Origin of the sequence: Gluconacetobacter johannae, from assembly GCF_014174305.1 — a bacterium.
In the GTDB taxonomy this organism is placed as follows: domain Bacteria; phylum Pseudomonadota; class Alphaproteobacteria; order Acetobacterales; family Acetobacteraceae; genus Gluconacetobacter; species Gluconacetobacter johannae.
This window is the reverse complement of record NZ_JABEQH010000004.1, coordinates 159,821-173,084: the sequence shown is the minus strand read 5'-3', so window position 1 is coordinate 173,084 and position 13,264 is coordinate 159,821. Positions and strand designations below refer to the sequence as shown.

Sequence of the window (13,264 nt, the reverse complement as noted above, 5' to 3'; positions counted from 1 at the left end):
AGGCAACGACAGCCGCAAGAACAGTTCGTGATGGTTTGATGACAGTCGGGGTCAGGCGTGCCAGAAGACGGATTGCCGCCTGAATTTGCGCCACCTGGCATAGGTCCTGTCCTGCATGGCGGCCTGGCGGCAGCACAGGAAGCCCGCCACGGCGCCCAGCGTGTACTGGATGTCGGGCCCCGGCGCGGTCTCGCCGATCCGCGCCAGCAGGGCCCGCGTCGTCAGCACGTCACTGTCCATGCCCAGCACGTCCTGCAGGCGCGACAGGCGACGTATGTAGGGGGCCGCCCCCGTGCCGGGGGCATGCAAGGACTGGAAGAATTCGGCGGTGTAGCGCAATTTCTTCAGGGTCAGGCGTAACTGGTGCCGCTCCTCCGGCGCCAGCAGCGCCAGGTCCCGCCCCTGGCGCTGGGCCTTGCGGTGCAGGCGCGTCAGATGACGTGCGGCGAAATCAGCGGCCGGCTCGTCCAGCGTCTGCTGGACCGTCGCCGGCAGCGGCGCGATCCAGACCGCCCCGTCGATCATCTGTTCCAGAAGATACACGAACCGACGCGCCTCGGTTCCGCCCAGCGCCGCCCGTGCCGTGTCGGCCGCCCCCTGTCGCAAAGGCCCGGCCAGCGGGCCCAGCACGCCTGGCGCATCGACCCCGACATGCGCCAGCGCGCCCAGGCCCGGCAGCGTCGTGATCGTGAACACGTCCCAGTTGCGCGCGTCGTTCAACCCATGGGCCAGCGTGCGGGCATGACCCGACGCCCCGTCCAGCACCACGTTGGGACTGTCGCGCCGCAACAGCCCGGCCAGGACGCGAAAGCGGCGCAGCGCCACCCGCACCTGATGCACCCCCTCCGGATTGCGCCCGTCGATGGCGGCATCCAGATTGGCGGCCAGATGGGCATGGATCGCGGCGATGATGGTGCACGCGGCCGTCCGCACCGTATCCCCATGACCCAGCACGACCGGCCCGGCCTTCAGGCTGTCAGGAATGGCAGGCACCACTATGTCGGGCATGATCCCCTTCCGTTCCCAAGGGTTCCCCGTCAACCCTAACGGCAAGCGGCCGCGTCATCTACTGCCAATTGCGCGACCGCCCCGGACCGCCATCACGCCGTCGCGGCATCGCGCAGGAAGGCCTGCATCCGCGGCGCCATGAAATCGAGGAACAGGCGAATGCGCTGCGGCACGCGCGGCCCGCCCAGATACAGGGCATGGACATCCTCCATTTCGCCCTGTCCGGCCTCGGCCAGCACCTCCACCAGACGACCGGCCCGGATATCGTGACGGACATGGAAATCCGCAAGGCGGCCCAGCCCGACACCCGCCAGCACCATGCGATGGACGGTTTCGCCATTGTTCGCCAGCAGGGTGCCGCCGACAACCCGCTCGACGGCGCGCCCCCCGTCGCGCAGCGGCCACACCGGCGCGGCGCGGCGGAAATTGAAGCCCAGGCAATTATGGGCCGGCAGATCCGCAACGGTGCGCGGTGTCCCGCGACAGGCCAGATAATCCGGCGCGGCCACGATCATGCGCCGCGCGGTGCCCAGCTTGCGGGCCACAAGACCCGAATCGGCCAGCGGCCCGACCCGAAACGCAATGTCGGTCCGATCCAGGTAAAGATCCACGATCTCGTCCGACAGCGACAGATCGACCACGATGTTGGGATAGGTCCGCCAGAATTCCGGCAGAAACGGCTCGATCCCCCGCACGCCGAACCCCACCGAGGCATTGATCCGCACCGTGCCGCCGGCATTGCACGCGCCATGGGTCAGTTCGCCCTCGATCGCGTCCAGCTCCGACAGCAGGGCCACGCTGCGCTCGTAATAGAGCCGCCCCTCGTCGGTCAGGGACAGCCGCCGGGTCGATCGTTCCACCAGCCGGACGCCCAGCCTGTCCTCGATCCGGGCGACGAGCTTGCTGACGGTGGAGGGCGTCATGCGCGTCTGCCGCGCCGCCTCGGAAAAACTGCCGGCCTCGGCCACCCGGGTGAAGACCATCATCTCGCCGGCCCGGTTATCCATCTATCCATCCGATCTGTGAAACATCCTCATAAATGATGTGCCCTTTCGCCGAATTATCAAGCGCCGCCATCCGGACCAGATTTCACGGACCACGCCACCCGGATGGCAGGCAGACGCCTGCGATCGTCCTGCAAGGAACCCGTTTCGATGGATCGTCTCTTTCAGCCGTTCCGCATGGCCGGCCATACGTTGCGCAACCGCGTCGCGATGGCGCCGATGACCCGTGCGCGGACGCCCGACGGCGTGCCGGATGATCTGACCGCCCTCTATTACGCGCAACGCGCCACGGCGGGCCTGCTGATTACCGAAGGCACGCCGATCTCGGCGACCGCCGAAGGCTTCCTGTGCATTCCCGGCCTGTACCGCGCGGACCAGGTCGCGGGCTGGCGCAAAGTCACCGATGCCGTCCATGACGCGGGCGGCGTGATCTTCACCCAGTTGTGGCACGTCGGGCGGGTCAGCCACGTCAGCAACCAGCCCGGCGGCGTCGCACCGGTCAGTTCGACGGCGCGGATCGCCCGCGACAGCCAGGCCTGGGGGATGACGGAAGACGGCGTGCCGGGCGCGGTCGATGTGTCACGGCCCCGTGCGCTTTCGACCGACGAAGTGCGCGGCGTGATCGCCGATTTCGCGCAGGCGGCCGCCAATGCCATCGCGGCCGGGTTCGACGGCGTCGAACTGCACGGCGCGAACGGGTACCTGATCGAGCAGTTCCTGAACCCGACCGTCAATGACCGCACCGACGCCTATCGCGGCGACACGCTGGAGGGGCGCACCCGCTTCGTGCTGGACGCGATCGACGCCGTCATCGCCCGCATCGGCGCGGAACGGACCGCCATCCGCCTTTCGCCCTATGGCGGGCTGTTCGACATGCAGCCTTATCCCGAGATCGAGGACACCTATCTGTTCCTGGCGGACGAATTCAGCAGACGCGGCCTCGCCTATGTCCATCTGATGGACCAGAAATCACGCGGCAGCGTGGCCATCCCGCCCGATTTCCTCGCCCGGTTCCGGGCGCGTTACACGGGCGTGCTGATCCTGGCCGGGGGCATGACCCGCGACCGCGCCGAAACATTGATCGACGCGGGGCTGATCGACATCGCCGCCTTCGGCGAGCCGTTCATCGCCAATCCCGACCTGGTGGCGCGGCTGGAACAGGGCTGGCCGCTCCGCCCCGCCGACCGCGGCCTGCATTACGGCGGCGGCGCGCGTGGCTACACCGACTATCCCACCTACCAGCAGGAAAGTGCATGACCATGAAGATCTTCGTCACCGGCGCCAGCGGCTATATCGGCGGTTCGGTCGCCGCCCTGCTGGCTGGCAAGGGGCATGAGGTCCGTGGTCTGGTCCGTTCGCCGGACAAGGCGGCGGGCGTCGCGGCCCACGGCATCATCCCCGTCATGGGCACGCTGGACGACGCGGCCCTGCTGATGGCGGAAGCCCGCGCCGCCGATGCCGTCATCAACGCCGCCGACAGCGACCATCAGGGCGCGGTCCTGGCGTTGCTGGCCGGCCTGGCGGGCAGCGGCAAGCCCTTCATCCACACCAGCGGCACCAGCCTGGTCGGCGACGAGGCGATGGGCGAGCCGTCGGACGCCATCTTCACCGAGGACACGCCCGTCACGCCCGCGCCCGACAAGGAACATCGCGTCGCCCTGAACCGGCTGATCGTCGCGGCCGCCCCCGCCGTTCGCACGGTCGTGCTGTGCAACAGCCTGATCTACGGCACCACTCTGGGCGCGCCCGCGCAGAGCGTGCAGATCCCGCCCCTGGTGGCGCAGGCGAAGGAAAGCGGCATCGCCCGCTATATCGGGCGCGGGCTGAACATCTGGTCGAACGTCCATATCGCCGACATGGCGGAGCTGTACCTGCTGGCGCTGGAAAAAGCCCCGGCCGGCAGTTTCTATTATGTCGAGAACGGCGAGGAATCGTTCGGCGCGCTGGTGGGCGCCATCGCCCGCGCGCTGGGCCTGGGGCCGGCGCAGTCCTGGCCGGCGGCGGAGGCCGTGGCCCGCTGGGGCCGTGAACTGGCGGTCTTCGCCCTGGGGTCGAACAGCCGCGTCCGCGCCGGCAAAGCCCGCCGCGAACTGGGCTGGGCGCCGACACGGCATTCGGTCACCGACTGGATCGAGACCGAAATGCCGCGCTGACCCAAGGCAAGGACTTTGCCCCATGAGCGCGAAGATAATTGATTGAGTTCAGTGTTTGGATTGTGATTCAAGGGAGGGATGAGTTCTGTATCTCTTCTTCGCGGGGATTGGCGGTCTGTTGTTCGCGTGATTGGCGCGGTGGTGGATCTTGAGGCGACGAGCCGGACAACTGGTGCTCTACGGCGTGTCCGCAAAGTCAGGAGTGCGGAGGGTCTTTTGCGCCTGGCACTTATGTATGGCCCGGGAGGCCAGTCCCTGCGGGCGGCGGCGGCCCGTGCTGGCGATGCGGGCATTGCGGAACTGAGCGACAAGGCTGTGGAGGGCCGTTTGCGTGGGATGGGCGATTGGCTGTCTCATATCCTCGGATGCCTGCTGGCCTCGCGCGCTGGGGTGCCCTCCCCCTCCGACGAAGCCGGACTGACCCTGTCGCTGGTGGACGGTTCGGTGATCTGCGCTCCAGGCCGTGGCGGACGGTGGAAGCTGCATGCCTGCTACGACCCCGGCCGAGGCCGTTTCACCAGTCTGCAACTGACAACCGACAGGATCGCCGAGGAAACGGCCCATACGCCGGTCGGTGCGGGACGCACCGTCATCACCGATCGGGGCTACGCCCGGGTCCGTAATTTTCACGACGTGCTGAGCCAGGGCAGCGACTTCATCACCAGGATGGGATGGCGCGCTGTGCGCCTGCACGATGCCTCGGGTCAAAAGCTCGATGTGATGACGACATTGCCTAATGACGATTTACCGTGCGATCGCGACGTTCACGTCAAGGGGATAGCACAGCCGCTGCGTCTGGTGATCCAGCGCCTGCCTGCCGAGGGCGCCGGGACGGCGCGTCGCAAGAAGGCACGCAAGGCCAGCAGGAACGGCCATAAACTCGACCCTCGCACTGCCGAGGCCGCAGGCTTTCTGATCCTGCTCACATCCCTCTCACGCGACAAGCACCCGGCCGAGCAGATCATTGCCCTCTACCGTCACCGCTGGCAGGTCGAAATCGGTTTCAAACGACTGAAAACCCTCGGAGGCATTGACCGCCTGCCTGCCGCAAATCCCGCACTGGCCAGGACATGGCTGCTGGCGCATCTCATCGCCGCCGTGATGACCGATGATCTCGCCAGCGAGATCGTCGGCGTTTCCCCCTCAGCCTGAGGGCAGACCCAAGCCCACATACAGTCTCCTCTGGGCCGCATGGCAAAAAGCGCGCGAAATCCTCAGATATGCCATCCTCCCTCCCATCTGGCTCGACAGGCATGACGTCATCCAGCGCTTTCGACGAAGACAGGCACAATCACCCCGGAAACGAAGCTCACAAGCTCAAGTCCTCAGAAAATATTAACTTCGCGCCTATGGGACTTTGCCCTTGACCCACCAAAGGGCATAGCCCTTTGGAAACCCAGTCGTTTTATCCGGGATTGGGGGGCAAAGCCTCAGGCCGCCGGCTTGGCCGGGCCGGGCAATTCCCCGGTCAGGAACTGCGCCCGGCCATGGCCGAAGGACCAGTGGGCGTCCTGGTTCTCGACCACCGAGATCATGACGTCGGACGGCGCGATGCCGCACGCGTGCTGCAACCGTTCGACCAGCAGGCGATAGAACAGGGCGTTCTTCTCGTCCCCGCGCGGCCGGCTGAACATCTGCACCAGGACCACGTCGCGGGTGCGCGGGATATCCAGCCCCGTGTCCTCGACGATCATGCGCGAAGGCTTGTGCTCGGACACGATCTGGTAGCGATCGCCGGCCGGCACCTGGAAGGCCTCCAGCATCGCCTCGTGCGCGGCGTCCAGCAACGTCCTGACCTCGGCGTCGGAACGGCCTTCGATCAGGTGAAAATGCAGCAAGGGCATCGGTTTTTCTTTCTTTGGTCAAACGTGAGGGAGGCCGGGTCAGTCGATGGCCTGGATCAGCCGCCGCACGCCATCGACCATGGCGTGGATCTGCTCCGGTGTGGAAATGAACGGAGGGCCGAAGGCGATGGTGTCGCCGGTGCAACGCAGCAGCAGGCCCGATTCCAGCCCCTTCTCGAAGATCGACAGCCCCCGCGCGCCAGGCGCGCCATCAACCGGCGCAACGTCGATGGCCGCCGCCAGGCCGATATTGCGGATGTCCGCGACCAGGTTGAGTCCACGCAGGGCGTGCACCGCCTCCTCCAGCACCGGTTCCAGCGCGCGCACGCGCTCCAGCACCGCGTCCTCCTCCATCACGTCCAGCACGGCGTGGGCCACCGCCGCCGCCAGCGGATGGCCGGAATAGGTGTAGCCATGGCAGAATTCGATGGCGTTGGGCGGACCGGCCATGAAAGTGTTGTAGATCTCGTCACTGACGATCACGCCGCCCATCGGCACCACGCCGTTGGTGATCGCCTTGGCGAAGACGATCATGTCGGGCGTCACGCCGAAACGCTCGGCCGCGAAATTCGCGCCCATACGGCCGAAACCGGTGATGACCTCGTCGAAGATCAGCAGGATGCCGTGGCGGGTGCAGATCTCGCGCAGGCGCTGCAGATAGCCGACCGGCGGCACGATGACGCCGGACGACCCCTGCATCGGCTCGACGATGACCGCCGCGATGGTCGAGGCGTCATGCAGCGCGACCAGGCGTTCCAGATCGTCCGCGCGATCGGCGCCCCAGGTCGGCTGCCCGCGTGAAAACGCCATGTGGGCGGGGTCGTGGGTATGGCGCATGTGGTCCACACCGGGGATCATGCCACTGGCGAACATCTTGCGGTTCGGCACAATGCCGCCGACCGACATGCCGCCGAATCCCACGCCGTGATAGCCCTTTTCCCGCCCGATCATGCGGAAGCGGTTTCCCTCGCCCCGCAGGCGGTGATAGCCCAGCGCGATCTTCAGCGCCGTATCGACGGATTCAGACCCGGAATTGGCGAAGAAGACATGATTCAGGCCCTGGGGCGCCCGCTCGGCGATCCGCCCGGCCAGACGGACGGTGACGGGGTTGGTCACCTGGAAGGCCGTGCAGTAATCCAGCGTCTCGGCCTGGGTCTTCAGCGCCTCGACGATCCGGGGATGGCCGTGGCCCAGCGGGGTGCACCACAGGCCCGACAGCGTGTCGAACAGTTCCTCGCCCGCCTCGGTATAATAAAAGGGGCCTTTCGCCCGCGCGATGATGCGCGGCGCGGGGTTGGCCTTCATCCGGCGGTTGGCGGAAAACGGAAGCCAGTACGCCCCCTCCGCCACGGCGGCCGGGCAGTCGAAATCGTCGGAAAGCTGCGTCATTGTGCGATCCCGTATCCTGATACCAGGTGACGCGCGCCGTCCCGGTCCGGATGCCGGAAAGCGATACGCGCCCGGTCAGTATCGGGCGTCGTTTCGCATCCGCATATATACAGTTCGCGGCATTCCGCATGAAGCTGTACCGGTCGGCGGACCTGTACAGATCGCGCGGCCGGACGGTACTATTTCCCCACGACCGACCGGATCGAAAAGCTGCTCTGGATCTGCGCGACACCGGGCATGCGCGACAGTTCCTCCTTGTGGATGCGTTCGTAATCGGCGGCGTCGCGCGCCACCACGCGCAGCAGGTAATCCGCGTCGCCCGTCATCAGATAGCATTCGCGCACATCCGGGCATTCCCGCACCCGGGCCTCGAACCGGCGCAGGCATTCCTCGGTCTGGCGTTCCAGGGTGATCTGCACGATCACGGTGGTGCCGCCATGCTGCGACCGTTCGTCGATGACCGCGCGATAGCCGCGAATCACGCCGTCCTGTTCCAACTGCCGGACCCGGCGCAGGCAGGCCGACGGCGACAGGCCGACCTTCCGCGCCAGGTCGGCATTGGTCATCCGTCCATCCTGACCCAGATGCCGCAGAATCGCCTCGGTCACCTTGTCAGCAGTCATGAGGCCACATTCCACCATCCCGTCGCATGAGGACGCGATATTTCGTCCCTGCGCGGCATATCATGCGATTGAATGGCAGGAAATGCCGCCCGCTGTCCGGTAGGATCGGGCCAGTCCCCCGAACCGGAGCGCCGCATGCCCGTTCCTTGCGCTATCGATACAGGCTGGCCCCGCGCGCGGGCCGGCGCCGTCCTGACCATCGACCTTGCGGCCATCCGCGCCAACTACCGGCTGCTGCGCGCCCGGGCCGAAGGCGCGGAATGCGCCGCGGTGGTCAAGGCCGACGCCTACGGGCTGGGCGCGGCCCAGGTGGCCCCGGCGCTGGAGGCCGAAGGGGCGCGGACCTTCTTCGTCGCCCATATCGACGAGGGCATCGCCCTGCGCCGTCATGTCTCGCCCGGCGCGCGGATCATCGTCCTGCACGGCGCCCTGCCCGAGACCGAGGACGAATGCGTCCGGCATGACCTTGTCCCGGTCATCAACGACCTGGACCAGTTGCGGCGCTGGCGCGTGCTGGCAGCCACGTTGGCGCGCCCGCTGCCGGCGGTCCTGCAACTGGATACCGGCATGTCGCGCTTCGGCCTGTCCGAACGCGACGTCGGCGCCATCGCCGAGGACCCCGACGCCCTGCGCGGCATAGACGTGTGCCTGGTCATGAGCCACCTGGCCTGCGCCGACGACCCCGACGACCCGGCCAGCAACCGGCAGCGCGCGCGGCTGCTGCATCTGCGGGGGGCCCTGCCCCGCGCGCCGGCCAGCCTGGCGGCCTCGTCGGGTATCTTCCTTGGCCCGGATTTCCATTTCGACCTGGTCCGTCCTGGCGCCGCCCTGTACGGCGTGGCGCCCGATGCGACGCGGCCCAATCCGCTGCATCCGGTGGTGCGGCTTCAGGCGCGCGTCCTGCAGACCCGCGTGGTCGGCCCCGACGACGGGGTGGGGTACGGCCTGACCTACCGTCCGGCGTCGCCACGACGGATCGCGACCATCGCCGTCGGCTATGCCGACGGGTTCATGCGTTGCGGCGCCGGGGACGGCTGCGCGTGGCTGGACGGCGTGCGCCTGCCGGTCCTGGGCCGGATTTCGATGGATTCGATGACCATCGACGTCACCGACGCGCCCGAACGGCTGATCCGCCCCGGCGCCACGGTCGATCTGCTGGATACCCGGCGCGGCGTCGATGACGTGGCGCGGGCGGCCGGCACCATCGGCTACGAAATCCTGACCTCGCTGGGTCGCCGCTATCACCGTGCCTACGTCGCCGACCACGCCCCAGCCGACCTCTGACATTCCCCACAGCCACCGGCCCTGAAAAGCGGCCAGAAAAGCGGATAAACATGAAAATCATCATTCTCGGCAGCGGCGTCGTGGGCGTGACGTCCGCCTGGTACCTGGCGCAGGCCGGCCACGAGGTCACGGTCATCGACCGCCAGCCCGGCCCGGGGCTGGAAACCAGCTTCGCCAATGCCGGACAGGTCTCGCCGGGCTACTCCTCCCCGTGGGCGGGGCCGGGCGTGCCGCTGAAGGCCATCCGCTGGCTGATGATGAAGAACCGCCCCTTCGTCTTCTGGCCGATGCCGGACCCGAAGCAATGGCGCTGGCTGGCGCAGATGCTGGAAAACTGCACCACCGCCGCCTACGACCGCAACAAGGGGCGCATGGTGCGCCTGGCGGAATACAGCCGCGACGTGCTGCGCGACCTGCGGGCCACCACTGGCATCAGCTATGACGACCGGCAGCAGGGCACGTTGCAGGTGTTCCGCACCCGGAAGCAACTGGACCACATCGCCGACGACACCCGGATCCTGGACCGCTACGGCGTCCCCTACGATCTTCTGGACCCGGCGGCCTGCGTCCGGGCGGAACCGGGGCTGGCCCAGGCCGAGGGCAAGATCGTCGGCGGCCTGCGCCTGCCGGGGGATGAAACCGGCGATGCGTTCCAGTTCACCCAGAACCTGGCCGCGCTGGCGGTCCGCCAGGGGGTGACGTTCCTGTACAACAGCACCATCCGGTCGCTGCAACGCGACGGCGCGCGCATCTCGGCCGTCGTGACCGACACCGGCACCTACCAAGCCGATGCCTACGTGCTGTCGCTGGGCAGTTTCTCGCCCGCGATGGTGCTGGCCCTGGGGCTGGACCTGCCGATCTATCCCATCAAGGGCTATTCCATCACCGCGCCGATCGTCGATGCGGCGCGCGCGCCGGTGTCCACCGTGATGGACGAGACGTTCAAGATCGCCATCACCCGGCTGGGCGACCGCATCCGCGTGGGCGGCACGGCCGAACTGGCCGGGTTCAGCACGTCGCTGCGCGCCCCGCGCCGCGCCACCCTGGAACATTCGCTGACCGACCTGTTCGCCGGCGCGGGCGACGTGCCGGCCGCGACGTTCTGGACCGGCCTGCGCCCGATGACGCCGGACGGCACGCCGATCGTCGGGCGGACGGACATCGGCAATCTGTTCCTCAACACCGGCCATGGCACGCTGGGCTGGACCATGGCCTGCGGGTCGGGCCGGGTGCTGGCCGACGTCATGTCGGGCCGCACCCCCGACATCGCGCATGACGACCTGGCCCTGAGCCGCTACCGGGCATGACCGCGCGCATTGCCAGGACCGCCGGCCGGATCTAGACGGGAACGATCCTCCCGTTCCGCCGGGACCAGAACCGGGCCGCGCCTTCGTGATGGTTTTTTCCTTCCCCTTCCACCTCGATCCCGCGCAGCCGCGTCCGCTGGTCAGCCAGATCGTCCAGATGCTGGCCGGGCGGATCGGCGACGGCAGCCTGCCGCCGGGCAGCCGCCTGCCCTCGGTCCGACGGCTGGCGGCACAGTGCGGGGTCAGCACCCTGACGGTGTCCAACGCCTATAACCGCCTGGTCGCCGACGGCGCGCTGGAGGCCCGGCCCGCCCGCGGCTATTTCGTGGCGGCCCGCCCCCGCCACCCGGCCCGCGACGTGCCGGCGCCGGTCGCCACCTCGGTCGATTCGCTGTGGCTGCTGCAACGGGCCTACGAGGAAAACTCGCCGCTGCTGAAGGCCGGCGGCGGATGGCTGCCCGAGGAGTATCTGTTCACCGACGCCATCCGCCACGCGCTGGCCGTCCAGGCCCGCCGGCCCGATCCGGCGATCATGCGCTACGGCAATCCCTACGGGCATCCGGGGCTGCGCCAGAGCATCCGCCTGCTGCTGGCCCAGCAGCAGATTGCCTGCAGCGACAGTTCGATCATCCTGACGCATGGCGCCAGCCAGGCGCTGGAACTGGCCATCCGCTGCGTGATCCGCCCCGGCGACACGGTGCTGGTGGACGATCCGGGCTACAGCAACCTCTACCCCACCCTGCAATCGCTGGGCGCGCGGATCGTCGGCGTGCCGCGCCTGCAGGACGGACCGTGCCTGGAGCATCTGGACCGGCTGGCGCGCCACCACGCCGCGCGGCTGTTCGTCACCAACACGCGGCTGCACAACCCCACGGGCACCAGCTATTCCGCGCCGGTCGCGCATCAGGCGCTGATGCTGGCGGAGCGGCATGATTTCCTGATCGTCGAGGACGACATCTTCGCCGGCCTGGCGCCCGAGGACACCGTCACCCTGGCCCGGCTGGACCAGTTGCGGCGGGTCATCCACGTCAGCAGCTTTTCCAAGACGATCTCGCCCGGCCTGCGGGTGGGGTTCCTGGCCTGCCGGCCCGACCTGGCCCAGCATGTCCTGCGCCTGAAAATGGCCGGCAGCCTGACCAGTTCGGGCCTGGGCGAAAGCATCGTCCACACCATCCTGACCGAAGGCCGCTATCGCCTGCACCTGGCCCGCGTGCGCGACAGGCTGGCCACGGCGCGCAAATCGCTGTGCGACGCGCTGGATGCGGCCGGGCTGGACCTGTTCTGCCGCCCGGACGGCGGAATGTTCGTCTGGGCCGCCCCCCGACGACCGATGGATATGCGCGCTCTGGCCGAACACGCGGCAACGCAAGACATCATGCTGGCCCCCGGCTGCCTGTTTCGGCCCGACCAGGCCGAAACACCCTGGATGCGCCTGAACGTCATCCACGCCAACGACCCGCGCCTGTTCCGCTTCCTACGCGAAGCGATGCCGGATCGGGACGCCTCCTGACCGCCGGATGGCGGCATGCAGCTACCAGTTGCCTCACCCTGTTCGCAGGGCGCCTTTCGGCATCCTCCAACGCGTGGACCCGCAGCACCTCAGCTTGAAAAACGGCCGCCCCGCTCCACTCATCCCCGCGCATGCGGAGAACACGCGCGGGCGCGGTCGCTGAAATCGTCGGCCGTCGGTTCATCCCCGCGCACGCGGGGAACACATTCATGTCGGGCAGGGTGACGTCGCCCAGGACGGTTCATCCCCGCGCATGCGGGGAACACGCCGTCACCGGCAATGCCCGGCCGATGCAGGTCGGTTCATCCCCGCGCATGCGGGGAACACCGTTCGGGCTGGACCAGTTCCAGAATGACGACCGGTTCATCCCCGCGCATGCGGGGAACACGTGACCGCCGAGCGCCCGCAACTGTGCGCGGACGGTTCATCCCCGCGCATGCGGGGAACACGGTCGAGTTTCCGGCGGCACCGTATCAGCACCCGGTTCATCCCCGCGCATGCGGGGAACACGCCCGTCCATCCAGCGACTGTTCCAGTCCCGCCGGTTCATCCCCGCGCATGCGGGGAACACCAGACTGCCAGTTCGAAAGGATGGACGTTCGTCGGTTCATCCCCGCGCATGCGGGGAACACGCAGTCCGTCAGGGTTTCGCCATCCCACAGGCCGGTTCATCCCCGCGCATGCGAGGAACACCCAGCCGACACCGGTTACGGGCTGGTATGACACGGTTCATCCCCGCGTATGCGGGGAACACACGGTTAATTTCCGCAATCGTTCTCGAAAGCTCGGTTCATCCCCGCGCATGCGGGGAACACGGGAACACCTACCAGTGCGCCGGGTCGGTCACCGGTTCATCCCCGCGCATGCGGGGAACACATGGGGTTCTGACATTCGTTGGCGCGCAGGGCCGGTTCATCCCCGCGCATGCGGGGAACACATGCGGCGGCGCTGGGTCGCCGTCGTGGTGAACGGTTCATCCCCGCGCATGCGGGGAACACCAATCGTCCCCGCTTTCCTCGCGCCAGGCCAGCGGTTCATCCCCGCGCATGCGGGGAACACGCGCAGGGGCAGGGGCTCCATTGGTCCGAGGGCGGTTCATCCCCGCGCATGCGGGGAACACGCCCCGGCCCCGGCCGCCGAGC

The 13,264-nt window shown here is 67.9% G+C and carries 11 protein-coding genes and 1 CRISPR repeat array (1 of these 12 only partly in view); of the genes, 6 read left to right on the top strand and 5 right to left on the bottom strand.

Going from position 1 to position 13,264, the window contains the following annotated elements; translation table 11 throughout:
• Positions 1-51: 51 nt before the first annotated feature.
• Positions 52-1,008: a CYTH and CHAD domain-containing protein gene (locus HLH21_RS04280; protein ID WP_182941645.1), complete on the bottom strand. Its 957-nt coding sequence runs from the start codon at positions 1,006-1,008 to the stop codon at positions 52-54.
• 92 nt (positions 1,009-1,100) lie between these two features.
• Positions 1,101-2,015, bottom strand: coding sequence for a LysR family transcriptional regulator (locus tag HLH21_RS04275; RefSeq protein ID WP_182941644.1), 915 nt, complete (start codon positions 2,013-2,015; stop codon positions 1,101-1,103).
• 147 nt (positions 2,016-2,162) lie between these two features.
• Here HLH21_RS04275 and HLH21_RS04270 point away from each other — a divergent pair, with 147 nt between their 5' ends.
• The 3 genes from HLH21_RS04270 (at position 2,163) to HLH21_RS04260 (ending at position 5,317) form a co-directional block, all read left to right on the top strand.
• Positions 2,163-3,269, top strand: coding sequence for an alkene reductase (locus HLH21_RS04270; protein WP_182941642.1), 1,107 nt, complete (start codon positions 2,163-2,165; stop codon positions 3,267-3,269).
• Positions 3,270-3,271: 2 nt separating this feature from the next.
• A complete protein-coding gene (locus tag HLH21_RS04265) occupies positions 3,272-4,165 on the top strand; it encodes an NAD-dependent epimerase/dehydratase family protein (protein WP_182941702.1) in 894 nt (297 codons plus the stop codon).
• Positions 4,166-4,243: 78 nt separating this feature from the next.
• Entirely contained in the window at positions 4,244-5,317 is a 1,074-nt protein-coding gene (locus HLH21_RS04260) for an IS4 family transposase (protein WP_246379193.1), read from the top strand.
• A gap of 278 nt (positions 5,318-5,595) precedes the next feature.
• Here HLH21_RS04260 and HLH21_RS04255 read toward each other — a convergent pair whose 3' ends face one another.
• The 3 genes from HLH21_RS04255 to HLH21_RS04245 form a co-directional block, all read right to left on the bottom strand.
• The gene (locus HLH21_RS04255) at positions 5,596-6,009 is read right to left on the bottom strand and encodes a tautomerase family protein (protein ID WP_182941638.1); all 414 of its coding nucleotides are present in this window, start codon (positions 6,007-6,009) and stop codon (positions 5,596-5,598) included.
• Positions 6,010-6,048: 39 nt separating this feature from the next.
• Positions 6,049-7,398 carry an aspartate aminotransferase family protein gene (locus tag HLH21_RS04250; protein ID WP_182941636.1) on the bottom strand — a complete coding sequence of 450 codons (1,350 nt, stop codon included), beginning with the start codon at positions 7,396-7,398 and terminating at the stop codon, positions 6,049-6,051.
• 179 nt (positions 7,399-7,577) lie between these two features.
• Positions 7,578-8,021, bottom strand: coding sequence for an Lrp/AsnC family transcriptional regulator (locus tag HLH21_RS04245; protein ID WP_182941634.1), 444 nt, complete (start codon positions 8,019-8,021; stop codon positions 7,578-7,580).
• 135 nt (positions 8,022-8,156) lie between these two features.
• Here HLH21_RS04245 and alr point away from each other — a divergent pair, with 135 nt between their 5' ends.
• The 3 genes from alr to HLH21_RS04230 all read left to right on the top strand — a co-directional run bounded on the left by alr (position 8,157) and on the right by HLH21_RS04230 (position 12,122).
• A complete protein-coding gene (alr, locus tag HLH21_RS04240) occupies positions 8,157-9,305 on the top strand; it encodes an alanine racemase (protein ID WP_182941632.1) in 1,149 nt (382 codons plus the stop codon).
• Positions 9,306-9,355: 50 nt separating this feature from the next.
• Positions 9,356-10,612, top strand: coding sequence for a D-amino acid dehydrogenase (locus HLH21_RS04235; RefSeq protein WP_182941627.1), 1,257 nt, complete (start codon positions 9,356-9,358; stop codon positions 10,610-10,612).
• An 88-nt stretch (positions 10,613-10,700) separates the two neighbouring features.
• Positions 10,701-12,122: an aminotransferase-like domain-containing protein gene (locus HLH21_RS04230; protein WP_182941700.1), complete on the top strand. Its 1,422-nt coding sequence runs from the start codon at positions 10,701-10,703 to the stop codon at positions 12,120-12,122.
• Positions 12,123-12,237: 115 nt separating this feature from the next.
• Positions 12,238-13,264: direct repeats of the CRISPR family, unit length 29 nt; unit sequence CGGTTCATCCCCGCGCATGCGGGGAACAC (it continues 710 nt past the right edge of the window).

Bases quoted from the DNA above. Each gene is read 5' to 3' on its own strand.
- HLH21_RS04255 (WP_182941638.1), bottom strand. From the start codon at position 6,009: ATGCCCTTGCTGCATTTTCACCTGATCGAAGGCCGTTCCGACGCCGAG.
- HLH21_RS04260 (WP_246379193.1), top strand. From the start codon at position 4,244: ATGAGTTCTGTATCTCTTCTTCGCGGGGATTGGCGGTCTGTTGTTCGC.
- HLH21_RS04235 (WP_182941627.1), top strand. From the start codon at position 9,356: ATGAAAATCATCATTCTCGGCAGCGGCGTCGTGGGCGTGACGTCCGCC.
- HLH21_RS04265 (WP_182941702.1), top strand. From the start codon at position 3,272: ATGAAGATCTTCGTCACCGGCGCCAGCGGCTATATCGGCGGTTCGGTC.
- HLH21_RS04270 (WP_182941642.1), top strand. From the start codon at position 2,163: ATGGATCGTCTCTTTCAGCCGTTCCGCATGGCCGGCCATACGTTGCGC.
- HLH21_RS04280 (WP_182941645.1), bottom strand. From the start codon at position 1,008: ATGCCCGACATAGTGGTGCCTGCCATTCCTGACAGCCTGAAGGCCGGG.
- HLH21_RS04245 (WP_182941634.1), bottom strand. From the start codon at position 8,021: ATGACTGCTGACAAGGTGACCGAGGCGATTCTGCGGCATCTGGGTCAG.
- HLH21_RS04250 (WP_182941636.1), bottom strand. From the start codon at position 7,398: ATGACGCAGCTTTCCGACGATTTCGACTGCCCGGCCGCCGTGGCGGAG.
- HLH21_RS04230 (WP_182941700.1), top strand. From the start codon at position 10,701: ATGGTTTTTTCCTTCCCCTTCCACCTCGATCCCGCGCAGCCGCGTCCG.
- HLH21_RS04275 (WP_182941644.1), bottom strand. From the start codon at position 2,015: ATGGATAACCGGGCCGGCGAGATGATGGTCTTCACCCGGGTGGCCGAG.
- alr (WP_182941632.1), top strand. From the start codon at position 8,157: ATGCCCGTTCCTTGCGCTATCGATACAGGCTGGCCCCGCGCGCGGGCC.